We start from the raw sequence: 26,008 nt of genomic DNA on the forward strand, positions 1-26,008 counted from the left end.
TTTTCTATTCTTAATAAATTCTAAACATTACTTTAATTGTCATGACAAAAGTTAATTATTTTTCCTTTGTTTCATCAAATGCATGAATGACTTTACCTAATAAGCGATTAAGTTCTTTAACTTCATCTTGAGATAAAGAAGAAGCTGAAGCGACTTTGTCAGATGCATTACTTAATTCTGGTCTAATAGTTTCACTTTTGTCAGTCAAGTGAATAAATACTTCACGTTGATCGACTTCGGAACGTTCACGCTTAATTAAGTCTACTTGTTCCATTCGTTTTAATAATGGTGATACTGTACCAGTATCGAGTGCTAATTCAGTTACGACTTTCTTGACGTTTACAGGAGATTCATCCCATAAAATTGTTAAGACAAGAAATTGTGGGTATGTTAGATTGTACTTCTTAAAAACTTTGTTAGAGTAGTAGCGATTAACTTGTCTTTGAGCATTGTACAAACTAAAGCATAGCTGTTCTTTTAAATTATGTTGATCAGACATTAAAGTTCTCCTCCAGACATACTATCCGTTTTTTTCTCTTTTCGGATTGGTAATCATTAAAAAGTTGATTGTTTATTAATTCACAACTTTCTTTGATTCAATGCCATGCTAAAATTAAAGTATGTTTAAAGTTTAGAAGATATTTTTGATTAAATCAAGCAAAAAGATAATTTAATATATATGTTATCATTTTTAAAAATAACTGTAATAGAAAAGAGAATATAAAATGAAAAATAATAAAGATGAAAAAATAAGAATATCCATAATTAACGGATTTTTGGGTAGTGGTAAAACCACGTTACTGACACATTATATTAGTGAATTATTAAAAAATGATGAGAAAATTAAAATCATCATGAATGAATTCGGTACTTTTGATATTGATAGCAATAGTATTTCAAATGAAATTGAAGTCCATTCATTGATTAATGGTTGTGTTTGTTGCGATCTTAAACAAGAACTTGTCTATGAACTAAAAGCCATTGCTTTAAAAGGGGACGTTAATCATGTCATCATAGAAGCGACAGGCATTGCGCATCCTTTGGAATTACTAGTTGCATGTCAAGATCCGCAAATCGTTAATTTCTTTGAAAAGCCGATTATTTATGGTGTATTAGATGCGACTCGATTTTTAGAACGTCATCAATATACCGAAAATACAGTTTCGCTGATGGAAGATCAGTTGAAACTAAGTGACATGATTATTATTAATAAAATTGATCTTATAACTGATGACCGTCTTGAGAGAATTGATAAGCAATTAGGTATGATTTGTGCAAGTATTCCAACATATAAAACAACCTATGGAAAAGTTTCGTTGGAAGAATTGGACTTAACTGTTAAAGACAGAGAGATATCGTCTCATCATCACCATCATCATGGGATTAAAAGTATGACTTACACGTTTACAGGTCCGATTGATCGTCAATTGTTTTATCAATTTATAATGAAATTACCGGAATCTGTTCTACGTTTGAAAGGTTATGTGTCATTTAGAGATCAACCAAATGCAATTTATGAATTTCAATATGCATATGGTTTACCAGACTATGGAATAATTGGCATGCAATTACCATTAACGATTGTTATTATTGGTGAAACTTTAGATACAAATCACATACGTAATCAATTGGATATGCTACAATTTACGTAAATCAGAAAATGTGTTGTTTCAATTTAACGGAAATAGCACATTAATTTCTTAATACTTTTATTGTGAATATTTTGTGACATTGAGGGATGGAGTGGATGAGATATGGAACAAATAATGATTAATCACTATGTTCATTTTTCTAGGCTTGTACAAGGTTTTTGGCGTGCAAATGAATGGAAGATGACTGCGAAAGAGTTAAATTATTTTATAAATGAATTAGTTGAACGTGGAATTACAACGATGGATCATGCTGATATTTATGGGGATTATCAATGTGAATCACTGTTTGGTAATGCTTTGGATTTATCACCCGAATTAAGAAATAAAATTCAAATTGTTACGAAATGTGGTATCATTTTGCCTTCTAAGCAATTTGATTTTACAAATGGACATCGTTATGATTTGAGTAGTAAGCACATCGTGAAATCTGTTGAACAGTCATTAATCAATTTGAATGTAGATTATTTAGATAGTCTACTCATTCATCGTCCTTCACCATTGATGGATCCAGAACAAGTTGCTGATGCATTAACTAAACTTGTTAAACAAGGTAAGTTGAAGTCATTCGGGGTGTCGAATTTTAATCATTCACAATACCAATTGTTAAATCAATATATTATGAAAGAAAGACTACATATTAGCATCAATCAATTAGAATTATCGCCATATCACGTTGATAGTTTACAAGATGGAACAATGGATTCAATGTATCAAAACCATGTTCAAATTATGGCTTGGAGTCCTTTTGCAGGCGGTAAAATTTTCGACAAGGAAGATATTAAAGCGCAACGTATTATGAAAGTTGTTCAATCAATAGCTGACAAATATGGTGTGAGTGACACAGCTGTGATGATAGCATGGTTAGTAAAAATACCGCATAGTATCATGCCGATACTTGGAACAAGTCAGTTAAAGCGTATTGATCAAGCAATCGAAGGGCTACAACTTAATTTAGATGATCAGTCGTGGTTTGACATTTACACCGCTATTATCGGACAAGATATTCCGTAAACTTATTTACTTTTAAATCATAAAGGAGCATATCATGACAAACGAAGATAAACGTTTCGAACAATTAAGATTTGAACGCAAATTTATAGTTATTCCGTATTTAATTTATGCAGTCATTGTATTACTATTAAATATTTTCTATTCTGATTTGAAAATAACAATGACATTATTCGGACTTTTCTTTGCGTATAATGTAGTCATTTTGTTCATAGCATTTATTAAACATTATAAACGCACATTGTTACTAAGTCTTATATTAACAGTGCTTAGTGGCGTGGCATTCTTTGGAATTATTTATGTTTATGGCATTAATCATTTTTAAATATTAAAAAGAGACTATCTACAATAATCTCATTTGCATTTTATCTAACTAAGTTTAACTTTTGCTTAGAAAAATGATGCTATGAGGATATTCAGTAGATAGTTTTTTTATGATCTAATATTTAAACTTAGATATCGTTTTGTAATTAACCGAGATAACTCTTCACCTAGCAATATTATTTACAAAATATTTCGATAAAATTGTGTATTTTGCATAAATTAAAAATGTATGTTTTAAAAAATTGTTATAATTAAATTAAGATTAAACAAAGGGGTGACTGTTATGTCAGAAGAAAAACATGTAGTTGAACATGAACAACAAAAGAAAGAAAAGACAAAAAAGCAATACAAGCCATTTTGGATTGTCATGAGTTTTATAATACTTATAGTTGTACTATTACTCCCGGCACCTTCAAGTCTGCCGATAATGGCTAAGGCAGTACTAGCTATTTTAGCTTTTGCAGTTATTATGTGGGTAACGGAAGCTGTATCATATCCGGTGTCAGCAACTTTAATTATTGGCTTAATGATATTACTTTTAGGATTTAGCCCGGTTCAAAATTTAGGGGAGAAGCTAGGTAATCCGAAAAGTGGCAGTGCTGTTTTAGCTGGAAGTGACCTTCTAGGAACTAATCATGCATTATCATTAGCGTTTAGTGGATTTGCAACTTCAGCTGTAGCTCTCGTTGCAGCCGCATTATTTTTGGCTGCTGCTATGCAAGAAACGAATTTGCATAAAAGACTAGCTCTTTTAGTGTTATCAATTGTTGGTAATAAAACTAGAAATATAGTTATTGGAGCAATTATCGTTTCAATTGTACTTGCATTTTTCGTTCCTTCTGCAACAGCTAGAGCAGGGGCAGTTGTACCAATCTTGCTGGGTATGATTGCGGCATTTAAAGTTTCCAAAGATAGCAAGTTAGCGTCTTTATTAATAATTACTTCAGTACAAGCTGTGTCAATTTGGAATATTGGTATCAAAACGGCGGCAGCACAAAATATCGTAGCGATTAATTTTATAAACCATCAATTAGGATTTGATGTTTCATGGGGCGAGTGGTTCTTATATGCAGCGCCTTGGTCCATAGTTATGTCCATAGCTTTATATTTCATCATGATTAAAGTGATGCCTCCAGAAATTAATACAATAGAAGGTGGTAAAGATTTAATAAAAGAAGAATTGCATAAACTTGGCCCCGTTAGCGCACGTGAATGGCGTTTAATTGTTATATCGATGTTATTATTACTGTTTTGGTCAACTGAAAAAGTATTACATCCGATTGACTCTGCATCCATTACTATTATTGCTTTAGGTGTTATGTTAATGCCGAAAATTGGTGTCATGACATGGAAACATGTTGAAAATAAAATACCATGGGGGACAATTATCGTGTTTGGTGTAGGTATTTCACTAGGTAACGTTCTTTTGAAAACAGGTGCAGCTCAATGGTTAAGTGATCAAACTTTTGGTGTTTTAGGTTTAAAACATTTACCTATTATCGCGACAATAGCACTTATCACGCTTTTTAATATATTGATTCATTTGGGCTTTGCGAGTGCAACAAGTTTATCATCAGCGTTAATACCTGTTTTTATTTCGCTAACCTCTACGTTACACTTAGGAGACCAGTCTATAGGATTTGTTTTAATTCAACAATTTGTTATTAGTTTTGGTTTCTTATTACCTGTTAGTGCACCTCAAAATATGTTGGCTTATGGCACTGGTACTTTTACGGTTAAAGATTTCTTGAAGGCAGGTATACCATTGACAATTGTAGGGTATATTCTAGTGATAGTTTTTAGTATGACTTATTGGAAATGGTTAGGTTTGCTTTAATTAAAAATATAAATAAGAATCTAGGTTATTTTAAAGTGACAAAAAGCTTAATAAAATAAAAAGATAATTGAAGGGTGTTTTGTTTATGGCAATTGCTGTGTTATTAAATCGAATGTTTCGAATGGAACACAATCCATTATTTGAATATATTTATCAACAAAAAGAAGACATTGATGCATGTTATTTTATCATTCCGGAAGAGGACATGTCTTCAGCTTCTGATTTGAAAGCACAGTTTTATCGCGGTACTTTGCAGCGCTTTTACCAATCGTTGCACGCAGAAAAGCTCACACCTTATGTCATGTCTTATGACGATATCATTTCATTTTGTAAAGAAAACAATATATCTGAAGTAGTGATTGCGGGTGATATTATGAGTTATCATCTTGAAGAATATGATATTTTACATCAACGTTCTTTATTCAATGAAGCACGCATTGCCGTTACTTTGATACGTGGGAATCATTACTTTAAAGCGAGTAAAACAATGAATCAACAAGGGGAGCCATACAAAGTTTTTACTAGTTTCTATAAAAAATGGCGACCTTACTTGAGGCATAGAGACGTATATCACTATGATTTAAAATCATTCGAAGACTTTGTCATTGCATCACCTGATGATTTAGTGTTTGATGACATAGCGTTTGGATCCTCACAAGTAATTGAACAGAATAAATGGCAACATTTTTTAGATCAAGATATACAGAATTACGAAAGCGGAAGAGACTATTTACCTGAAGTGTTAACAAGTCAGCTAAGTGTTGCTTTAGCATATGGATTATTAGATATTATTGAAATTTTTAATGATTTATTGGCGCGTTATGATGAAGATGAGGCAAACTATGAAGCATTTATACGTGAACTCATTTTTAGAGAATTTTATTATGTGTTAATGACACAGTATCCAGAAACCTCATACCAAGCTTTCAAACCTAAATATCGACAGATAAAATGGTCGCAAAATGAAGCGGATTTTAATGTATGGTGCGAAGGGCAAACAGGATTTCCAATCATTGATGCAGCAATAATGGAATTGACACAAACTGGTTTTATGCATAATCGAATGAGAATGGTTGTGTCGCAATTTTTAACCAAAGATTTATTTATAGATTGGACATGGGGAGAAAAATTCTTTAGAAAGCACCTTATTGACTATGATGCAGCATCAAATATTCATGGATGGCAATGGTCTGCTTCTACAGGTACGGATGCAGTGCCGTATTTTAGAATGTTTAATCCAATAAGACAGAGTGAACGCTTTGATGCTAAAGCTTTGTATATCAAAACATATCTTCCGATTTTTAATCAAATTGATGCAAAATATTTGCATGATACACAACGCAATGAGTCCAACCTTTTTGAACAGGGGATTGAATTAGGTAGTCATTATCCAAGACAAATGGTAGATCATCAAGAAAAACGTACACAAGTTTTAGCTACATTTAAAGCGCTAGACTAATTCGGCTCAATTGATAGATCTGGCATGAGTAAAATCTGGAGCAGAATATAAAGTTCTTAAGCAATATAAATAAGCCAATTTCTATTATTGATGTGATAGAAATTGGCTTTCCTCAAATATATAAGTTGTATTTAGTTTTCTTATTAATTTGATGTTATCTTAGTATGTCCGTAAATAAAGTGAGGTATAGTACGACATACTCTAAAAACGTAGCGAGATAAATATATTTCAATCTAACTTTTATGTTTTGAGGCACTTGCCATTTAGGATATTGTCGTTCGTAATACGACACTTGTTGTATAAATACACCTAGTCCAAATGGCAGCATCATGAGTAAGATACTTCTTAAATAACTTAAACCAATATCATGCCATATGTGTCCAATAATCAATTGAAAGACAATGATAGATACTATTAAAACGATTATATTTATTGTCACTTGTTCAAACGCACTCCTTTTCCAAATAATAGAATTGCTGCTTGCATGACAACCATAAAACATACAAACATAGCAGTTTTAAGCGTTAGACTTTCTAGAATGTGATTTAGAACATGTAAGGGCTCATTAAAGAAATAAACGGAATGTAAGCGTAAGAAACGACCAATATAAATTCCGAATCCATTTAAAAACATTAGCACGACAACAATTAATCTATTAAGCCAACGGTGAGAAGTCAATGTTAGTATTTCAAAATAGATTAAAATCATCACATAAACCGCTAAGAAGACACCAAGCAGTAAATAGGTAAAGTATTTCCACTCACTTAAATTTAGTCCTGCGTAAAAGTTGAATTGAAATTGGTTCAAATGGATTAAATCAGTTACCATATAAAATGTATTTGGTAAAAGTAACACAAATATAAAACTATATATGATAAAGAGTGGCCATTCATACTTTTTATTCGGTTTGAATAATCGTAATAATAGACTAAGCTCAAAAGGTATATATGCTAAAAACAAATTTAAAGTCATAAATTGAAAAATTTTAGTCTCAAAAAGGGAGACGATAAATAAAATTAAAAAGTAAATTCTAGCGATGTATCGAGATTGCATCAATAATAAACACTACTTTCTAATGAAAAAGTTATTCATTCAAATGTGATAGTTATAAACGCATTCAATTCCTAATTAAAAATTTAATTTAACTCGTTGAAGTATATTAATAAACGAGAATGCATTTATGATTAAGCACTTATGATAACTTGTAATAAAATTTGATTCAACTAAAAAGTAAAGTGCTATTGAGGATCAAGTAAATTTAAACCGACTGCATCTTTGAATGAACGTTGAATGTCCAAATCAGTTACAGTAAGAATGATTTCAGCAGTTGCAGAAACAATTGCTTTAGCGAGATGTCCGCTAAAAGTTTCATATGATTGAGTACCGAAAGTAGCATGCAAATGTGCAAAATGACCATTGTCTAGACGAGAAATATTACCTAATAAGCTCGTCAATTCCAGTGGCTCAGTAATATGTTTTTCTTCGTATTGTTTCGTTGTTAAATTGAAAAATTTTAATACAACGTCATCACATGCACCAATGCCGCTGACAGATGTAAATGTTAAGTCTTGGTCATCTGCAAAGGTTGTTATACATTCAACGATATCTTCTCCTTTTTCCAACACTAGTAGTATAGTATGATTACTTTTTTGCAATTTCATATGATCAATCCCCTTTATTTTAATATGTCATTAATTATACAATTAAATGGAAAATAGTGATAATTACAAAGAAAAAATATTGTCAAATGTAGCAATGTTGTAATACAATATAGAAACTTTTTACGAATATTTAGCATGAATTGCAATCTGTCGTGGAAAAGAAGAATAACAGCTTTAAGCATGACATGGAGAAAAAAGAGGTGAGCATATGAATAAACAGATTTTTGTCTTATATTTTAATATTTTCTTGATTTTTTTAGGTATCGGTTTAGTAATACCAGTCTTGCCTGTTTATTTAAAAGATTTGGGATTAACTGGTAGTGATTTAGGATTACTAGTTGCTGCTTTTGCGTTATCTCAAATGATTATATCGCCGTTTGGTGGTACGCTAGCTGACAAATTAGGGAAGAAATTAATTATATGTATAGGATTAATTTTGTTTTCAGTGTCAGAATTTATGTTTGCAGTTGGCCACAATTTTTCGGTATTGATGTTATCGAGAGTGATTGGTGGTATGAGTGCTGGTATGGTAATGCCTGGTGTGACAGGTTTAATAGCTGACATTTCACCAAGCCATCAAAAAGCAAAAAACTTTGGCTACATGTCAGCGATTATCAATTCTGGATTCATTTTAGGACCAGGGATTGGTGGATTTATGGCAGAAGTTTCACATCGTATGCCATTTTACTTTGCAGGAGCATTAGGTATTCTAGCATTTATAATGTCAATTGTATTGATTCACGATCCGAAAAAGTCTACGACAAGTGGTTTCCAAAAGTTAGAGCCACAATTGCTAACGAAAATTAACTGGAAAGTGTTTATTACACCAGTTATTTTAACACTTGTATTATCGTTTGGTTTATCTGCATTTGAAACATTGTATTCACTATACACAGCTGACAAGGTAAATTATTCACCTAAAGATATTTCGATTGCTATTACGGGTGGCGGTATATTTGGGGCACTTTTCCAAATCTATTTCTTCGATAAATTTATGAAGTATTTCTCAGAGTTAACATTTATAGCTTGGTCATTATTATATTCAGTTGTTGTCTTAATATTATTAGTTTTTGCTAATGGCTATTGGTCAATAATGTTAATCAGTTTTGTTGTCTTCATAGGTTTTGATATGATACGACCAGCCATTACAAATTATTTTTCTAATATTGCTGGAGAAAGGCAAGGCTTTGCAGGCGGATTGAACTCGACATTCACTAGTATGGGTAATTTCATAGGTCCTTTAATCGCAGGTGCGTTATTTGATGTACACATTGAAGCACCAATTTATATGGCTATAGGTGTTTCATTAGCAGGTGTTGTTATTGTTTTAATTGAAAAGCAACATAGAGCAAAATTGAAAGAACAAAATATGTAGCATAAGTATTTTGGTGTATATTGATATAAAGTAAAGCGTAATATTATGAATGATTAGCATCGTTTTTCTTATGAATTTTATTAAGAAAATTCGATGCTTTACATTTAAAAAGATTCGATTGACTAAATGTTTTACTCTTTATATTTAAATGTTATATGTAACAAAAAATGATTTTGAGTAATAAACATGTTACAAATATTACATTCTTTTTAAATTGCAATCCACATACCTAATTCATTAACGTTAATGTGTTAAGATGATAAAAAATGAGTAAGGAAATGTGGGTAAGGGGATGACAGTAAAAAATTTATTTTTAGGCTTTGTTGCTGTAATATTAACCGTTTGTTTAATTGGTTTATTAATATTAGCAACAAATGAAGATGCGCTTGCTAAGGTACATAAAACAATTAATACGCTTAACGCGATAAATGTATCAACTGAAGATACTTATAAAAAGAAAATGGATATTCTCAATATTCATACTGCTAAAGCATCTGAAGTGAATGAAAATATGAAAAAGCAAAATCATTTTAAACATCGTGTGAATGCAAATAAATCAAATTCTTTTAACGAACAAGAGTGCCAAGTTATTGCTGATCGTTATGCAGATAAGCATATCAATGATAATTATGGTTTAGAAAGAATTTCTAAGACAAATCATGGATATAATTATGTTTATTCCAATGATAATTCAACTAGTAAGCAACATGTAAGTATTTCAAATCAAGGCATAATAACGAAATAATAATGGAACAGTGTATTCTAATTGGATATACTGTTTTTATTTTGCAATAATTTAATTTAAAAAGGTGAAATCAACTTATAAAATGATGTAAATGTTATGTCAAAATCAACCAATCCGTAATGTATTTTAAAATGTTAATATAGTTCTGAAGAAGTATAAATGAGGTGTTGAAATGGCTAAAAATAAGAAAACGAACGCGATGCGTATGCTTGATCGTGCAAAAATTAAATACGAAGTTCATAGCTTTGAGGTACCAGAAGAACATTTATCTGGTCAAGAAGTCGCAGAACTCATACAAGCAAATGTTAAAACAGTATTTAAAACGCTTGTTCTAGAAAATACAAAACATGAACATTTTGTATTTGTTATCCCAGTAAGTGAAACTTTAGATATGAAAAAGGCAGCTGCTTTGGTTGGAGAGAAGAAATTGCAGCTTATGCCTTTAGATAATTTGAAAAATGTAACGGGATACATTCGTGGTGGGTGTTCGCCTGTTGGTATGAAAACATTGTTTCCAACAGTCGTTGACAAATCGTGTGAAAATTATAGTCATATCAGTGTGAGTGGTGGGCTTCGAACAATGCAAATCACAATAGCTGTTGAGGATTTGATTACAATAACTAAAGGCAAAATTGGAGCAGTTATCCATGAATGATTAATAACAACAAAAAGTATGGGGCAAGATTCGGAGTGTGACAGAGATGAAATTTTTATAAAATTCATTTCTGCCACACTCCTTTTTGATTGAATTAGCATTTTACGATCATAAACAGTCATTACAAATGAGTATTTGAACATAAAAATGTAATTTTATCGTCACAATTTGATTGTTTGTGATTGTTTTTGGTAATTTATGATTGAAAAGTGAAAGCGTACTCATTATAATACAGAGTGAGATGGGGTGATGATGATAATTACAGAAAAAAGACACGAGTTAATATTAGAAGAACTTTCGCACAAAGATTTTTTGACTTTACAAGAACTAATAGATCGAACTGGATGCAGTGCTTCAACAATACGAAGAGATTTATCTAAACTACAACAATTAGGGAAATTGCAACGTGTGCATGGTGGTGCAATGTTAAAAGAAAATCGTATGGTTGAGGCGAATTTAACTGAAAAATTAGCAACGAATCTTGATGAAAAGAAAATGATTGCTAAAATAGCAGCTAATCAAATCAACGATAATGAATGCTTATTTATCGATGCTGGTTCATCTACATTGGAGCTAATTAAATATATTCAAGCGAAAGATATCATTGTGGTAACCAATGGTTTAACACATGTAGAAGCTTTACTTAAAAAAGGTATTAAAACAATTATGCTAGGTGGTCAAGTTAAAGAAAATACACTTGCTACGATTGGTTCTAGTGCTATGGAGATATTAAGACGATATTGTTTCGATAAAGCTTTTATCGGGATGAATGGATTAGATATTGAACTTGGATTAACTACTCCCGATGAGCAAGAGGCATTAGTTAAACAAACAGCAATGTCATTAGCCAATCAATCATTTGTACTTATAGATCATTCTAAGTTTAATAAAGTATATTTTGCTCGTGTACCTTTGCTAGAAAGTACGACAATCATCACATCTGAAAAAGCATTAAATCAAGAATCGTTAAAAGAATACCAACAAAAGTATCACTTTATAGGAGGGACTTTATGATTTATACAGTGACTTTCAATCCTTCAATTGACTATGTCATTTTTACGAATGATTTTAAAATTGATGGTTTGAACAGAGCAACAGCAACATATAAATTCGCTGGGGGGAAAGGTATTAATGTCTCGCGCGTCTTAAAGACATTGGATGTTGAGTCAACTGCCTTGGGATTTGCAGGTGGATTTCCTGGGAAATTCATTATAGATACATTAAATAACAGTGCAATTCAATCGAATTTTATTGAAGTTGATGAAGATACACGTATTAATGTGAAATTAAAAACAGGACAAGAAACAGAAATCAATGCACCGGGTCCTCATATAACGTCAACACAATTTGAACAACTGTTACAACAAATTAAAAATACAACAAGCGAAGATATAGTTATTGTTGCTGGAAGTGTACCAAGTAGTATTCCAAGCGATGCGTATGCGCAAATTGCACAAATTACAGCACAGACAGGTGCTAAATTAGTAGTCGACGCTGAAAAAGAATTGGCTGAAAGCGTTTTACCATATCATCCACTATTTATTAAACCTAATAAAGATGAATTAGAAGTGATGTTTAATACAACAGTGAACTCAGACACAGATGTTATTAAATATGGTCGTTTGTTAGTTGATAAAGGTGCGCAATCTGTTATTGTCTCGCTTGGCGGTGATGGTGCTATTTATATTGATAAAGAAATCAGTATTAAAGCAGTTAATCCACAAGGGAAAGTGGTTAATACAGTTGGCTCTGGTGATAGTACAGTTGCAGGCATGGTGGCTGGAATTGCTTCAGGTTTAACGATTGAAAAAGCATTCCAACAAGCAGTCGCATGCGGTACTGCCACGGCATTTGATGAGGACTTAGCAACACGGGACGCTATAGAAAAAATAAAATCACAAGTTACGATTAGCGTACTTGATGGGGAGTGAAAATAATGAGAGTAACAGAGTTATTAACAAAAGATACAATAGCAATGGATTTAATGGCAAATGACAAAAATGGTGTTATTGATGAGTTAGTAAATCAATTAGACAAAGCAGGTAAATTAAGTGATGTCGCGTCATTTAAGGAAGCGATTCACAATCGAGAATCACAAAGTACAACTGGTATCGGCGAAGGTATTGCCATTCCACATGCCAAAGTGGCCGCAGTTAAGTCACCAGCTATTGCGTTTGGTAAATCTAAAGCAGGCGTAGATTATCAAAGTTTGGATATGCAACCAGCACACTTATTCTTTATGATTGCAGCGCCAGAAGGTGGCGCCCAAACACATCTAGATGCTTTAGCTAAGTTGTCTGGTATTTTAATGGATGAAAATGTACGTGAGAAATTATTACATGCTTCATCACCTGAAGAAGTACTAGCGATCATAGATGAGGCTGATGATGAAGTGACAAAAGAAGAAGAGGCAGAAGCTGAAGCACAACAAGTTGCAACTGCAGAACAATCATCTAAACAATCTAATGAGCCATATGTGTTAGCAGTAACTGCTTGTCCAACAGGTATTGCACATACGTACATGGCACGTGACGCATTGAAAAAACAAGCGGATAAGATGGGTATTAAAATTAAAGTAGAAACGAATGGTTCAAGCGGCATTAAAAACCATTTAACTGAACAAGATATTGAAAATGCAACAGGTATCATTGTTGCTGCTGATGTTCATGTTGAGACGGATCGCTTCGATGGTAAAAATGTCGTAGAAGTACCAGTAGCAGATGGTATTAAACGCCCAGAAGAATTAATTAATAAAGCATTAGATACAAGTCGTAAACCTTTTGTTGCCCGTGATGGTCAAAGAAAAGGTAACTCAAATGACAGTCAAGAAAAATTAAGCCCAGGTAAAGCATTCTATAAACACTTAATGAACGGTGTTTCTAACATGTTGCCACTTGTAATATCTGGTGGTATTTTAATGGCAATCGTATTTTTATTTGGAGTAGACTCATTTAAACCAAAAAGCTCAGAGTACAATGCGTTTGCAGAGCAGCTATGGAACATTGGTAGTAAAAGTGCATTCGCGTTAATCATTCCAATTTTATCTGGATTCATTGCACGTAGTATTGCGGATAAACCTGGTTTTGCAGCTGGTCTTGTAGGTGGTATGTTAGCAATTTCAGGTGGTTCAGGATTTATTGGTGGTATTATTGCAGGTTTCTTAGCAGGTTACTTAACACAAGGTGTTAAAGCGATGACACGTAAGTTACCACAAGCATTAGAGGGATTAAAACCAACATTAATTTACCCACTATTGACAGTGACAGCTACAGGCTTATTGATGATTTATGTCTTTAATCCACCAGCATCTTGGTTAAATCATTTGTTATTAGATGGATTAAACAATTTATCAGGTTCTAATATTGTATTATTAGGTTTAGTTATTGGCGCTATGATGGCAATTGATATGGGCGGTCCATTCAACAAAGCGGCATATGTTTTTGCAACAGGTGCGTTGATTGAAGGTAATGCAGCACCAATTACAGCTGCAATGATTGGTGGTATGATTCCACCGTTAGCAATTGCGACAGCGATGTTAATTTTCAGACGTAAATTTACAAAAGAACAACGTGGTTCAATTATCCCTAACTATGTGATGGGTATGTCCTTTATTACAGAAGGTGCGATTCCATTTGCAGCTGCCGATCCATTACGTGTTATTCCTTCAATGATGATTGGTTCAGGTATAGGTGGCGCAATTGCTTTAGGCTTAGGTTCACGAATTACTGCGCCACATGGTGGTATTATTGTAATTGTTGGTACGGATGGTGCACACTTACTTCAAACTCTTATTGCACTTCTAGTTGGTACATTAGTTTCAGCATTAATTTACGGTTTAATCAAACCCAAGTTAACTGAAACAGAAATCGAAGCTTCAAAATCAATGGACGAGTAGTTTTAATGATGTAAAATGATTGTTAGCAAAGAGCTTCATATTAAGTTGTAAGTTCAATGAATATATGTTAGTTTTATACATCGTGTTAACGGTAGCTTATACAAAGCTGTAAAAACACTTTCTATTAATTCAGTTTTTATGAATTGATATGAAGGTGTTTTTATTTTTAGATAAATGAATGAAGAAATAGACACCACAAATGTATAGACTTTTTTAATATTTTGCAAAAAGTTATGCCAAACGAAGCAGATATAGTAAAATATGAGTGTCTTAAAGTGAAAATTTATAAATAAAGAAGGGTTTATACGTGTCAGAATTAATTATATATAACGGCAAAGTTTATACTGAAGATGGCAAAATCGATAATGGTTACATTCATGTGAAAGATGGACAGATTGTTGCAATTGGAGAAGGGGATGATAAAGCAGCAATTGATAATGATACGACAAATAAAATTCAAGTGATTGATGCTAAAGGTCATCATGTATTACCAGGTTTTATTGATATACATATTCATGGTGGTTATGGTCAAGATGCAATGGATGGGTCATACGATGGCTTAAAATATCTATCCGAAAATTTGTTATCTGAAGGGACGACATCATACTTGGCCACTACAATGACGCAATCTACTGATAAAATAGATAAAGCACTTACAAATATTGCTAAATATGAAGCGGAGCAAGATGTTCACAATGCAGCGGAAATTGTAGGTATACATTTAGAAGGACCATTTATATCTGAAAATAAAGTTGGTGCTCAACATCCGCAATACGTTGTACGCCCATTTATCGATAAAATTAAACATTTTCAAGAGACTGCTAACAGATTAATAAAGATTATGACGTTTGCACCTGAAGTTGAAGGTGCAAAAGAAGCGCTTGAAACGTATAAAGATGACATTATTTTTTCAATTGGTCATACAGTGGCAACATACGAAGAAGCAGTCGAAGCTGTTGAGCGAGGAGCTAAACATGTCACGCATTTATATAATGCAGCGACGCCATTCCAGCATAGAGAACCAGGTGTTTTTGGAGCAGCATGGTTGAATGATGCTCTACATACCGAAATGATTGTTGATGGCACACATTCTCATCCGGCATCGGTTGCTATTGCTTACCGTATGAAAGGTAATGAACGTTTTTATTTAATTACCGATGCAATGCGTGCAAAAGGTATGCCTGAAGGAGAATATGATTTGGGTGGACAAAAAGTAACTGTTCAATCGCAACAAGCACGTCTTGCAAATGGTGCGCTTGCTGGTAGTATTTTAAAAATGAATCATGGGTTACGTAACTTAATATCATTTACAGGTGATACATTAGATCATTTATGGCGAGTAACAAGTTTAAATCAAGCCATTGCATTAGGTATCGATGATAGAAAAGGTAGTATTAAAGTAAATAAGGATGCAGATCTTGTTATTCTAGATGATGATATGAATGTAAAATCTACAATAAAACAAGGTAAGGTTCACACATTTAGCTAATAAATAATCATAATTAAATGTATGCAATAGATTTAATCTGTTAACATAAGCACTTTATATTATGATAAAATAGAAGCAATAACATTTTTTTCTGGGGGTGTCTAAATGGGAAGGCGATAACATGTAGTTGTAATTTAAGTCATAGTGATAAATTTGAATGCGTGTTACCCATGAGTGACACATATAACATGGAGGTGAATCCCTAGAAATAGGGAATTAATTGGAAACTTCGACCATAATTAGTTTGATTATATTTATTCTATTAATTGCATTAACCACTGTATTTGTTGGTTCAGAATTTGCATTAGTAAAAATTAGAGCAACAAGAATTGAACAGCTAGCAGATGAAGGAAATAAACCTGCTAAAATAGTAAAAAAGATGATTGCTAATCTAGATTATTATCTTTCTGCTTGTCAGTTAGGTATAACAGTAACATCTTTAGGGTTAGGTTGGCTTGGTGAACCAACGTTTGAAAAGCTATTACACCCAATATTTGAAGCAATCAATTTACCAACTGCATTAACGACGACGATTTCGTTTGCAGTGTCATTTATAATCGTTACGTATTTGCATGTAGTACTTGGTGAATTAGCGCCTAAATCTATAGCGATTCAACATACTGAAAAGCTTGCTTTAGTATATGCAAGACCATTGTTCTATTTCGGTAACATTATGAAACCATTGATTTGGCTGATGAATGGTTCTGCACGTGTTATTATTAGAATGTTTGGTGTAAATCCTGATGCCCAAACTGATGCAATGTCAGAAGAAGAAATCAAAATTATTATTAACAATAGTTATAATGGTGGAGAAATCAACCAAACTGAATTGGCATATATGCAAAATATCTTTTCATTCGATGAAAGACATGCAAAAGATATAATGGTACCTAGAACTCAAATGATTACACTAAATGAACCTTTTAATGTAGACGAATTACTAGAAACAATAAAAGAACATCAATTTACGCGTTATCCAATTACTGATGATGGTGATAAAGACCACATTAAAGGATTTATTAACGTCAAAGAATTTTTAACTGAATACGCTTCTGGAAAAACGATTAAAATAGCAAACTATATACATGAGTTGCCAATGATTTCAGAGACAACACGTATCAGTGATGCATTAATTAGAATGCAACGTGAACATGTACATATGAGTCTTATTATAGATGAATATGGTGGAACGGCAGGTATTTTAACGATGGAAGATATTTTAGAAGAAATCGTTGGAGAAATTCGTGATGAATTTGATGATGATGAAGTGAATGATATCGTTAAAATTGATAATAAGACATTCCAAGTAAATGGCAGAGTACTATTGGATGATTTAACTGAAGAGTTCGGTATAGAATTTGATGACTCTGAGGATATTGATACGATAGGTGGATGGTTACAATCTCGTAATACCAATTTACAAAAAGATGATTACGTGGATACAACTTATGATCGCTGGGTTGTTTCAGAAATCGATAACCACCAAATTATTTGGGTGATATTAAACTATGAATTTAATGAAGCGAGACCTACTATCGGACAGTCTGATGAAGATGAAAAATCAGAATAGATATTAATATATAAACCAACTAAGAATGATTTAATTCATTTTTGGTTGGTTATTTTTTTGACTAAAATTAATGAAAAGTGAAAATAGTATTGGAACTCAATATCTTTAATGATTTAATGAATATTTTTTATTGAAAGCGATAATTCGTATTAATTGAGTTTATTGAAAAATTTAGGGTAATGTAAAGATATAAAAGATACATAGATTGGAGAGATATAAAGATGTTGAATGAGATACAAATATTAAATAATGGATACCCGATGCCTTCAGTTGGATTAGGTGTTTATAAAATCTCTGACGAAGATATGACTAAAGTTGTAAATGCTGCAATTGACGCAGGCTATAGAGCGTTTGATACAGCATACTTTTATGATAATGAGGCTTCACTAGGACGAGCATTAAAGGATAATGGCGTCGATAGAGAAGATTTGTTTATAACAACGAAGTTATGGAATGACTATCAAGGTTATGAGAAAACATTCGAATATTTCAACAAATCGATTGAAAATTTACAAACTGATTATCTTGATTTATTTCTAATACATTGGCCTTGTGAAGCAGATGGTCTATTTTTAGAAACATATAAAGCTATGGAAGAACTTTACGAGCAAGGTAAGGTAAAAGCAATAGGTGTATGTAATTTTAATGTTCATCATCTAGAAAAATTAATGGCTCAATCAAGTATCAAACCAATGGTGAATCAAATTGAGGTACATCCATATTTTAACCAACAAGAATTACAAGAATTTTGTGATCGTCACGATATTAAAGTGACTGCATGGATGCCTTTGATGAGAAATAGAGGACTACTAGACAACCCTGTCATTGTTAAAATTGCTGAAAAATATCATAAAACACCAGCACAAGTTGTATTACGTTGGCATTTAGCACACAATAGAATTATTATTCCAAAATCTCAGACACCTAAACGCATTCAAGAAAATATAGATATTTTAGATTTTAATTTAGAATTAACAGAAGTAGCTGAAATTGATGCTTTAAATAGAAATGCAAGACAAGGTAAAAATCCAGATGATGTGAAAATTGGGGATTTAAAATAACTGGATGTTAAATTTTACGTTTATGAATGCCTTTTAATGTGTACATTAAAATAAATGAGTTGGTTTTTACTATTTGATAAAACAATACTCAGGTACATTCAAAATCTTTTAAATAAAAAGGATGGACATAGATGAAAATTAGAGTCGTCATTCCTTGTTTTAATGAAGGGGAAGTCATTACACAAACACATCAACAATTAACTGAAATACTTTCACAAGATAGTAGTGTGAAAGGCTATGATTATAATATGCTTTTCATAGATGATGGTAGTACGGATACCACTATAGATGAAATGCAACATCTTGCCACAATAGATAGGCATGTCAGCTTTATTTCTTTTAGTAGAAATTTTGGAAAAGAAGCAGCTATGATTGCAGGTTACCAGCATAGTACTGAATTTGATGCAGTCATCATGATAGATTGTGATTTGCAACATCCACCTGAATATATTCCGAAAATGGTTGAAGGTTTTATGGAAGGCTATGATCAAGTGATTGCAAAGCGTGATAGAAGTGGTGAAAATTTTAGTCGCAAAACATTAAGCCATTTGTATTATAAGTTAGTTAATTGCTTTGTAGAAGAAGTACAATTTGATGATGGTGTTGGTGATTTTAGACTTTTAAGCCAAAGAGCTGTTAAATCCATTGCATCACTTGAAGAATATAATCGATTTTCAAAAGGGTTATTTGAATGGATAGGCTATAATACTAAAGTGTTTACGTATCAAAATGTTGAGAGACAAAAAGGGGAATCTAAGTGGTCCTTTAAAAAGTTATTTAATTATGGTATTGATGGATTGATTTCCTTTAATAGTAAACCTTTGAGAATGATGATTTATCTTGGCTTGTTTATCTTTTCAATAAGCGTGCTATATATTATCTATTTATTCATCAATATTATGATATCTGGTGTTAATATTCCGGGATATTTTTCAACGATTGCAGCTATTTTATTATTAGGCGGCATACAGTTAATTTCAATTGGTGTTGTAGGTGAATATATTGGCAGGATATATTATGAAGTTAAGGCACGTCCTAAATATATTATTCAAGCTACAAATCTTTCAAGTATTGAAAATGATGAGAAGGATACCCATAAAGTTTATTCTAAATAAACAAAAAAAGAAGCCCTCATTAATGGGAGCTTCTTTTTAGTCTTTGCATTTTATTTTATAAATAAATCGGATTATGACGTAATGTCTAATTTGTGTAATGTTACAGTCATCGTAGTTCCTACATCTATATCACTGCTTACACTGATTTTTGCGTTATTTTGTTGCGCGAGTTCATTAGCTATATATAAGCCTAATCCAGAACCACCCGTTTTTGTATTACGAGAGTTTTCTACTCTGAATGTACGTTCGAATATACGTTCTTGTAGTTCTGGTATAATGCCAATACCTTCATCGCTAATAGCAATGTCGATAGTATCTTGATCTTTGTTTTCACTAATATTAATATCAATGCGACTACCAACATTTGAAAATTTTAGCGCATTATCAAGTAAGTTTGTTAAAATACGCTCAAGTGGCGTTCGATATTGATAAAATGCATCAATTTCGCTACAGAAATTCACTTCTAATGTGCGGTTTTCATGTTTGATACGTTGCTCATATGGTTGCAATATTGATACAAGTAATTGGTCTAGTTGTATTAATTCTGGGGGATATGTTTTACCTGTATTTAAAGTGATAATATGAGTCATATCATCAAATAATGTTGATAATCTGTTTGCTTGTTTAATTAATATGTCGTATGACTCTTTAATCTCATGATCCTTTGTGATTATACCATCACGTAGTCCTTCAGAATATGAAATAATGCTTGCTAAAGGTGTTTTTAAATCATGGGCTAAGTTTTGAATCAGTTCTGTTTTTTCTTGTTGTTCGGATTTAATTTGATTCATTTGTTGCGTAATTTCAGAAGCCATTTTATTAAAAGATTGATTTAATTCATAAATTTCTTTTGGTGAATTAAACGTTTTATCATTGCTTGCGTAATTTCCGTTAGCAAATTGCTTAGTTTTTATATTAAACTGCTTAATTTTTTGTATAAGTGGATTAATAAAAATACTACATATTAATAAGGTTAAACAGCTTGTAATTATTGTCGTTAAGGTCAAAGTTAGTGTCATATGGCCGTTAAACCACATTAAAATATATGCAATTGCTAAAATAGTTGAAGTTAATAGTATACTCGATACGACGCCAATAATGATTTGACTTCTAATTGATAACACCATTATCGGCTCCTTTCAAATTTATATCCTAATCCCCATACAGTTGTGATGGTATATGTTGTAAAGCTCTCTTTTTCTAATTTTTCTCTAATACGGTGTATATGGACATTCACGGTATTAGCATCTTCGTAATAGTCATATCCCCAAACTTTTTCAAGTAATTCTGATTTAGAAATAACTTCATTTTCTCTAGAAGCTAAATACCACAATAACTCAAATTCCTTAATACGCATAGGGACTTCGTGACCATTTACAGTCACAACTTTACTTAAGTTAATAAGTGTTAATTCATCAAACGACAGTTGTTCAACTGGTTGATGATGGTATTTCTTCATTCTTGTAAGTAAATTATTAATACGTAAAACGAGTTCCCTTGGACTAAATGGTTTTTTGACATAGTCATCTGCACCTAAAGTTAAGGCGTAAATGGTATCATGTTCTTGTGTTTTGGCAGTTAAATAGATAAAGGGGATATCTAATTTTTGCCTTTTCATTTCTTTGACAATGTCGTAACCATTAACTTCTGGCATCATGATATCAAGTACCATGATATCAATATCATTTGATAGTAAAGAAATTGCTTCTTTACCGCTAGTTGTCGTTGTTACTTTGTAACCTTCATATTCAAAATAGGTTTGACAAATGTCTACAATGTCTTGTTCATCATCCACGATCAGTAAGTGGGTCATCTATTTTTTCACCTCTGTTCTTACGACCTCTAAAGTAATTAATGATTTCTTTAAGTGAAATCTGTTTTAACAATGAGTGACTCATTAGTAAAAGGATAAAGAAAGTTAATTGAAGAGGATACGTAAATATCATATCTGCTAAGATATAATTTATCATAACAAAGGCTCCAAAGAAACTAGCAGCATATGCAAAAACTCCAAAAATTAAACCTAATCCAATTGCAATCTCTCCGAGTGGGACAACAATATCAAATAATGACGTCGTATGTGCAACTATATTTGCGAAAAACCACTTATACCACTCTGGTGAATCAGTATTGTTAGCGATGACTGGTACTAAACCTTTCAGCGTAAATCCGCCCGTTAATTTTTCGTAGCCTTGCATTAACATAACAATACCTGAACCCACACGAATGATAAATGTAACGAGTAGCAATAATTTATTCATGATGTTCACATTCTTTCTATTTATTGTGTGTAATTTATATAAACATAAGATTAAGCAACATAATGCGATTTGTAGTGTTATGTGAACAGGAAGTGTTTGAGCTCATGGGTTGCTTAAGCTAAACAAACCTCAAGCTCTAAAAAAATTTTACTTATGTGCTCTACAATCTTATGGGATTTAATAGTTGTATATATATTGAAAAAAGGAAAGTATGATTTCTACAAGCTAGGGGGGCTGTGAAATCATACGCTTTCCATTGAGTAATGAGTGTAATGTATATTTTTAAAATTTGTAATGTATAGTAATAGTATGTTGTAAATAAAAGTTTAACTCAGAAATTGATTATTTTAATTTAGCGCCGCCGAAGATGACGTGAGCTTTTTTACAATAGATTGTTACTTCATCATATTTGCTTAAATCTACATTTTTAAGATCAAATGTTTGTTTTTCTTTATCGTAGTCAACCATTGCGATTTCTTTACCGTTTTTAATGTCGCCATTTTTTGTTAGGTAGACGTATAAATCTGGACCTTTTGATGATTTGTAGTTAGTAAGCATTAATTTACCATTTTTAATCTCAGCTTTACCTTCAACAGTTTCACCGTTTTTAGAACTGAATGTACCTGTTAGGTGTTTTGTTTTATCAGTTTTAACATTGCTATCTTCTGACTTTGTTTTTTGTTCAGTTTTGTTACCTTGATCTTGTGAATTAGAATTACCACAAGCGCCTAAAGTTAATACAGAGGCAACAGCACCAACTGCTAAAAAATATTTTGTATTCATGCTAACTCCTCATTTCTTCAATTTGATAAGTTAAGTTTAAAATGAAGGCAAATAATATGCCATTAACTAATTCTTAACTTCGTTTAAATATCGCTTAACTAATATTGAAGAAAGAATAATTTGAAAATGAAAATAATTGTCTGATTTAAATAAATAGGAGTCAAAATAAGAGGAGGGCATTTTTTTAGGTGAGAAAATATTTATCTGAACTAGATAACACTATAAAACACTTCTGATATTTTGAACTAAGAATATCAGAAGTGTTTTATAGTTTTGGTATTAAAATTTATAAACCTTTTGCCACAATAAAAACAACAAGAAAATAAGATAGACGATTAAATACAAGTACCAATATGGTGTTAAAACCATCATAACGATAAATGAAATGTTAATAATGATAAGTCCTTTAATCATTAGTTTCTTTATTTTGTTATTATTTTCAGCAGTTTCATCTAAGCTATTAAATGTTGAAATAAACAACATAATACCACCAATGATGAAAATTGCAGGGGCTAAAAATGGAATAGACATATATATTGATTGTGTACTTGAAAAGTCGGTAACACGTTGCGTTAAACTGACAACAATCGTTAATATGATAGCAATAAATTTTTGGTCTGTAATGTATACAGGTTTTAATTTTTTATCAATGTAAAACTGTAGTATCGTCCAAATGATAAACATCGTTATAGTACACAGAGTAATAAAGTTATATTTATCAATTATGAATGTATTTATAAAGGCGTTTATCGTAATAGATAACAACATTGCACTTAATGATAAATGTTGCATTTGATGCCTATATAAATTGAATCCAGTTATAAGTACGACGATAGCAATATTAATTAATATATATAAAATCATGATGGACTCCTGTTCGTTATACTTCAATCAACTATTATATCAATTAATATATTGTTATTCATTAGATATGACTTGTAAAAAGTAAAATAAGTTATCCTTTATACACCTTTTTTATTACTCCAAAGTAATGTATGAAGTTGTGGTAACACATAAACGTGATTCATATCATTACTTTGCATAACTAAATCCACCAACTGCTCGTAGCGTTCTAACAACTTTTCGGTATGATTATCTACGCTGTCTGATAAATATGGGTTACCAACTTGTAAATAGAAGGGAATATCTGGATAACGGTGGTGTATCATTTTGGCAAAATCATAATCTTTATCGTCGAATACAACTACTTTTAAGTTTAATGAGGAAGGTACGCATTGTGTAATCACTTCATCTAACTTTTTTAAATCAGGTGTCATAGTTGAACTTGGTGGTTTTGGACTAATCGTTAAATCATCAATTTGTGTCATCCAAGGTTGGAATTTACTGCCTTGTGTCTCCAGTGCGCTGAAAATACCTTTATCTTGAAATAAGTCAACTAACTCTTGGATACCTTTAATTAATGCTGGGTTACCACCAGAAATTGTAACGTGATTAAATAAATCGCCACCAATTCGTTTTAATTCATCATAAATTTCTTCAGCGGTCATGAGTTTTATATCGCCTTTAGCACTACCATCCCAAGTAAATGCAGAATCACACCAGCTACAGCGATAATCACATCCAGCTGTTCTCACAAACATCGTTTTTCTACCGATTACTCGACCTTCACCCTGAATGGTTGGACCGAATATTTCGAGTACAGGAATTTTAGCCATTAGTTACACCTGTTCCTTTGGTCTAAATACAACATAACTTGTTGGTGTTTCTCTTACAAATACTTGAATACATTTTGGTTGGTGTTCGAGCGATGCCAAATTTTCTTTAACAATTTGATAAATTGTTTCCGCTACGATTTCAGTTGAAGGGATTTTGTTTTTAAAAGCAGGTAAGTTATTTAACAGTTGATGGTCAAATTTACCGTGTATCATCTTTTTCAAATGGCTAAAGTTCACTAAGAAGCCAGTGTCATCTAGTTTATCACCGACAATTGTTAAATTAACAAAGTAAGTATGACCATGGACATTTTGACAAATACCTGCTTCTTCACAAGGAATGTGATGTGCAGCCGAAAAATTAAAGTCTTTATTTAATTCGAATTGATATGGATGCGTTGTACTAGGATAGATTTGTTGTAACATTTTAAAGCGCTCCTTTACTTTCAAGATATTGATTTAGTCCACGTTGACGTAAATGACAAGCTGGACATTCACCACAGCCATCCCCAATGATACCGTTATAGCATGTTAATGTTTTTGTACGAATATAATCTAAAACTTCGAGTTCATCACTTAATTTCCACGTTTCTGCTTTGTTTAACCACATTAAAGGAGTATGAATGACAAAATCTTTGTCCATAGCTAGGCTTAATGTTACGTTCATTGATTTTATAAAACTATCGCGACAGTCTGGGTAGCCTGAAAAGTCTGTTTCACATACGCCTGTAATAATATGCTTAGCCCCAATTTGATAAGCTAGAGCGCCTGCAAACGACAAGAAAAGTAAATTTCTAGCTGGAACAAATGTATTAGGTATACCATCTTCATTATTAGTAATTTCCATATCATGTTGTGTTAATGCGTTTGGAGTAAGTTGTGATAATAATGACATATCTAAAACGTGATGTTTCATTCCTTGATCTTGTGCAATTTGTTTTGCGACTTCAATTTCAGTATCATGTCTTTGGCCATAATTAAACGTTACGAGTTCAACTTCTTTGAAATGTTTTTTTGCATAAAAGAGACATGTTGTACTGTCTTGACCACCACTAAAGACAACGATGGCTTTTTCATTATTTAATACACTTTCCATTTTGTAATTGCTCCTATCATTAATAATATTAATAAAGAGGTTAATGGCATTGATAAGCCCGTTTTTAATTTATAAAATAAAAAAAGCCTATCTCCATAAAAGATAGACGAAAGAAATGGGTTGCTCCTATAATATATATTAAAGGTTTACCAACGAATGTTTGAAATTTCAATGTCTAGTTTTTTATAGAGGGTTTCAGCTAGGAACCTCTGATATTCATTTATGTACGATGAATAGAATATACTATATATTAGTTAAAATCAAGGTCAGGATAATGACAATGCTTTTAAAGTTTTAGCTACATCCAATACATATTATAAAAATAAAACACATTTAGAACGGAGTATAC

General features: G+C 32.1%; 27 protein-coding genes. 15 read left to right on the plus strand and 12 right to left on the minus strand.

All coding sequences use genetic code 11. The features are described 5' to 3' along the window. Positions 1 to 55: 55 nt before the first annotated feature. Positions 56 to 499: a global transcriptional regulator MgrA gene (gene mgrA / locus HMPREF3247_RS11195; protein ID WP_001283444.1), complete on the minus strand. Its 444-nt coding sequence runs from the start codon at positions 497 to 499 to the stop codon at positions 56 to 58. Positions 500 to 725: 226 nt separating this feature from the next. Between mgrA and HMPREF3247_RS11200 the strand changes: the two genes are divergently transcribed. From HMPREF3247_RS11200 to HMPREF3247_RS11220, 5 genes are all read left to right on the plus strand, one after another. After that, positions 726 to 1,652: a CobW family GTP-binding protein gene (locus HMPREF3247_RS11200; RefSeq protein ID WP_000794406.1), complete on the plus strand. Its 927-nt coding sequence runs from the start codon at positions 726 to 728 to the stop codon at positions 1,650 to 1,652. A 102-nt stretch (positions 1,653 to 1,754) separates the two neighbouring features. Continuing rightward, positions 1,755 to 2,663, plus strand: a complete 909-nt coding sequence (locus tag HMPREF3247_RS11205) for an aldo/keto reductase (RefSeq protein ID WP_000435109.1) — start codon at positions 1,755 to 1,757, stop codon at positions 2,661 to 2,663. A gap of 34 nt (positions 2,664 to 2,697) precedes the next feature. Beyond that, a complete protein-coding gene (locus HMPREF3247_RS11210) occupies positions 2,698 to 2,985 on the plus strand; it encodes a hypothetical protein (protein WP_000180418.1) in 288 nt (95 codons plus the stop codon). Positions 2,986 to 3,267: 282 nt separating this feature from the next. Continuing rightward, positions 3,268 to 4,821 (plus strand): SLC13 family permease, encoded by a 1,554-nt coding sequence (locus HMPREF3247_RS11215; RefSeq protein WP_001288054.1) that lies wholly within the window; start codon positions 3,268 to 3,270, stop codon positions 4,819 to 4,821. Positions 4,822 to 4,906: 85 nt separating this feature from the next. After that, the gene (locus HMPREF3247_RS11220) at positions 4,907 to 6,280 is read left to right on the plus strand and encodes a cryptochrome/photolyase family protein (protein ID WP_000952036.1); all 1,374 of its coding nucleotides are present in this window, start codon (positions 4,907 to 4,909) and stop codon (positions 6,278 to 6,280) included. A 154-nt stretch (positions 6,281 to 6,434) separates the two neighbouring features. Here the strand turns inward: HMPREF3247_RS11220 and HMPREF3247_RS11225 are convergent, their stop codons facing one another. The 3 genes from HMPREF3247_RS11225 to HMPREF3247_RS11235 all read right to left on the minus strand — a co-directional run bounded on the left by HMPREF3247_RS11225 (position 6,435) and on the right by HMPREF3247_RS11235 (position 7,941). After that, positions 6,435 to 6,719: a hypothetical protein gene (locus HMPREF3247_RS11225; RefSeq protein WP_000154465.1), complete on the minus strand. Its 285-nt coding sequence runs from the start codon at positions 6,717 to 6,719 to the stop codon at positions 6,435 to 6,437. After that, positions 6,716 to 7,333, minus strand: coding sequence for a DUF1361 domain-containing protein (locus HMPREF3247_RS11230; RefSeq protein ID WP_001191874.1), 618 nt, complete (start codon positions 7,331 to 7,333; stop codon positions 6,716 to 6,718). The genes HMPREF3247_RS11225 and HMPREF3247_RS11230 overlap by 4 nt, the downstream gene beginning before the upstream one ends. Before the next feature lie 185 nt (positions 7,334 to 7,518). Further along, positions 7,519 to 7,941: a PPC domain-containing DNA-binding protein gene (locus HMPREF3247_RS11235; protein ID WP_000776018.1), complete on the minus strand. Its 423-nt coding sequence runs from the start codon at positions 7,939 to 7,941 to the stop codon at positions 7,519 to 7,521. 208 nt (positions 7,942 to 8,149) lie between these two features. On the opposite strand from HMPREF3247_RS11235, the gene norA reads away from it, so the two are divergent. The 10 genes from norA to csbB all read left to right on the plus strand — a co-directional run bounded on the left by norA (position 8,150) and on the right by csbB (position 19,846). After that, positions 8,150 to 9,316, plus strand: a complete 1,167-nt coding sequence (norA, locus tag HMPREF3247_RS11240; protein WP_001041274.1) for a multidrug efflux MFS transporter NorA — start codon at positions 8,150 to 8,152, stop codon at positions 9,314 to 9,316. 292 nt (positions 9,317 to 9,608) lie between these two features. Next, positions 9,609 to 10,061, plus strand: coding sequence for a hypothetical protein (locus HMPREF3247_RS11245; protein ID WP_000216723.1), 453 nt, complete (start codon positions 9,609 to 9,611; stop codon positions 10,059 to 10,061). Positions 10,062 to 10,233: 172 nt separating this feature from the next. Beyond that, a complete protein-coding gene (gene ybaK / locus HMPREF3247_RS11250; protein WP_001107241.1) occupies positions 10,234 to 10,716 on the plus strand; it encodes a Cys-tRNA(Pro) deacylase in 483 nt (160 codons plus the stop codon). 249 nt (positions 10,717 to 10,965) lie between these two features. After that, entirely contained in the window at positions 10,966 to 11,730 is a 765-nt protein-coding gene (locus tag HMPREF3247_RS11255) for a DeoR/GlpR family DNA-binding transcription regulator (protein ID WP_000972699.1), read from the plus strand. Continuing rightward, complete coding sequence (gene pfkB, locus HMPREF3247_RS11260) at positions 11,727 to 12,647, plus strand: 1-phosphofructokinase (RefSeq protein WP_000640743.1); 921 nt, start codon at positions 11,727 to 11,729, stop codon at positions 12,645 to 12,647. Before HMPREF3247_RS11255 ends, pfkB begins: the two co-directional genes overlap by 4 nt. A gap of 5 nt (positions 12,648 to 12,652) precedes the next feature. Then, positions 12,653 to 14,611: a PTS fructose transporter subunit IIABC gene (locus HMPREF3247_RS11265; protein ID WP_001266544.1), complete on the plus strand. Its 1,959-nt coding sequence runs from the start codon at positions 12,653 to 12,655 to the stop codon at positions 14,609 to 14,611. A gap of 307 nt (positions 14,612 to 14,918) precedes the next feature. Beyond that, on the plus strand, positions 14,919 to 16,100 hold the full coding sequence (gene nagA / locus HMPREF3247_RS11275) for an N-acetylglucosamine-6-phosphate deacetylase (RefSeq protein ID WP_001292242.1): 1,182 nt from the start codon (positions 14,919 to 14,921) through the stop codon (positions 16,098 to 16,100). A gap of 220 nt (positions 16,101 to 16,320) precedes the next feature. Next, on the plus strand, positions 16,321 to 17,670 hold the full coding sequence (locus tag HMPREF3247_RS11280) for a hemolysin family protein (protein ID WP_000450257.1): 1,350 nt from the start codon (positions 16,321 to 16,323) through the stop codon (positions 17,668 to 17,670). Between the two features lie 221 nt (positions 17,671 to 17,891). Beyond that, positions 17,892 to 18,731 carry an aldo/keto reductase gene (locus HMPREF3247_RS11285; protein ID WP_000931239.1) on the plus strand — a complete coding sequence of 280 codons (840 nt, stop codon included), beginning with the start codon at positions 17,892 to 17,894 and terminating at the stop codon, positions 18,729 to 18,731. A 131-nt stretch (positions 18,732 to 18,862) separates the two neighbouring features. Then, complete coding sequence (csbB, locus tag HMPREF3247_RS11290) at positions 18,863 to 19,846, plus strand: lipoteichoic acid-specific glycosylation protein CsbB (RefSeq protein WP_000702781.1); 984 nt, start codon at positions 18,863 to 18,865, stop codon at positions 19,844 to 19,846. Between the two features lie 71 nt (positions 19,847 to 19,917). Here the strand turns inward: csbB and saeS are convergent, their stop codons facing one another. The 8 genes from saeS to queC all read right to left on the minus strand — a co-directional run bounded on the left by saeS (position 19,918) and on the right by queC (position 25,659). Beyond that, positions 19,918 to 20,973, minus strand: coding sequence for a two-component system sensor histidine kinase SaeS (gene saeS, locus HMPREF3247_RS11295; protein WP_000244415.1), 1,056 nt, complete (start codon positions 20,971 to 20,973; stop codon positions 19,918 to 19,920). After that, entirely contained in the window at positions 20,973 to 21,659 is a 687-nt protein-coding gene (saeR, locus tag HMPREF3247_RS11300) for a response regulator transcription factor SaeR (protein ID WP_000149344.1), read from the minus strand. Before saeR ends, saeS begins: the two co-directional genes overlap by 1 nt. Further along, entirely contained in the window at positions 21,634 to 22,107 is a 474-nt protein-coding gene (locus HMPREF3247_RS11305; RefSeq protein ID WP_001037807.1) for a DoxX family membrane protein, read from the minus strand. The genes saeR and HMPREF3247_RS11305 overlap by 26 nt, the downstream gene beginning before the upstream one ends. 342 nt (positions 22,108 to 22,449) lie before the next feature. Then, positions 22,450 to 22,890, minus strand: coding sequence for a DM13 domain-containing protein (locus HMPREF3247_RS11310; protein WP_001093562.1), 441 nt, complete (start codon positions 22,888 to 22,890; stop codon positions 22,450 to 22,452). Positions 22,891 to 23,169: 279 nt separating this feature from the next. Then, a complete protein-coding gene (locus HMPREF3247_RS11315) occupies positions 23,170 to 23,754 on the minus strand; it encodes a hypothetical protein (RefSeq protein WP_000604990.1) in 585 nt (194 codons plus the stop codon). A gap of 98 nt (positions 23,755 to 23,852) precedes the next feature. Next, positions 23,853 to 24,566, minus strand: coding sequence for a 7-carboxy-7-deazaguanine synthase QueE (queE, locus tag HMPREF3247_RS11320; RefSeq protein WP_001062972.1), 714 nt, complete (start codon positions 24,564 to 24,566; stop codon positions 23,853 to 23,855). A gap of 3 nt (positions 24,567 to 24,569) precedes the next feature. Continuing rightward, positions 24,570 to 24,989 (minus strand): 6-carboxytetrahydropterin synthase QueD, encoded by a 420-nt coding sequence (gene queD, locus HMPREF3247_RS11325; RefSeq protein ID WP_000941336.1) that lies wholly within the window; start codon positions 24,987 to 24,989, stop codon positions 24,570 to 24,572. Position 24,990: 1 nt separating this feature from the next. After that, positions 24,991 to 25,659, minus strand: a complete 669-nt coding sequence (gene queC / locus HMPREF3247_RS11330) for a 7-cyano-7-deazaguanine synthase QueC (RefSeq protein ID WP_000446724.1) — start codon at positions 25,657 to 25,659, stop codon at positions 24,991 to 24,993. Positions 25,660 to 26,008: the final 349 nt, after the last annotated feature.

This window comes from Staphylococcus sp. HMSC36A10, from assembly GCF_001838845.1.
GTDB lineage: Bacteria > Bacillota > Bacilli > Staphylococcales > Staphylococcaceae > Staphylococcus > Staphylococcus aureus.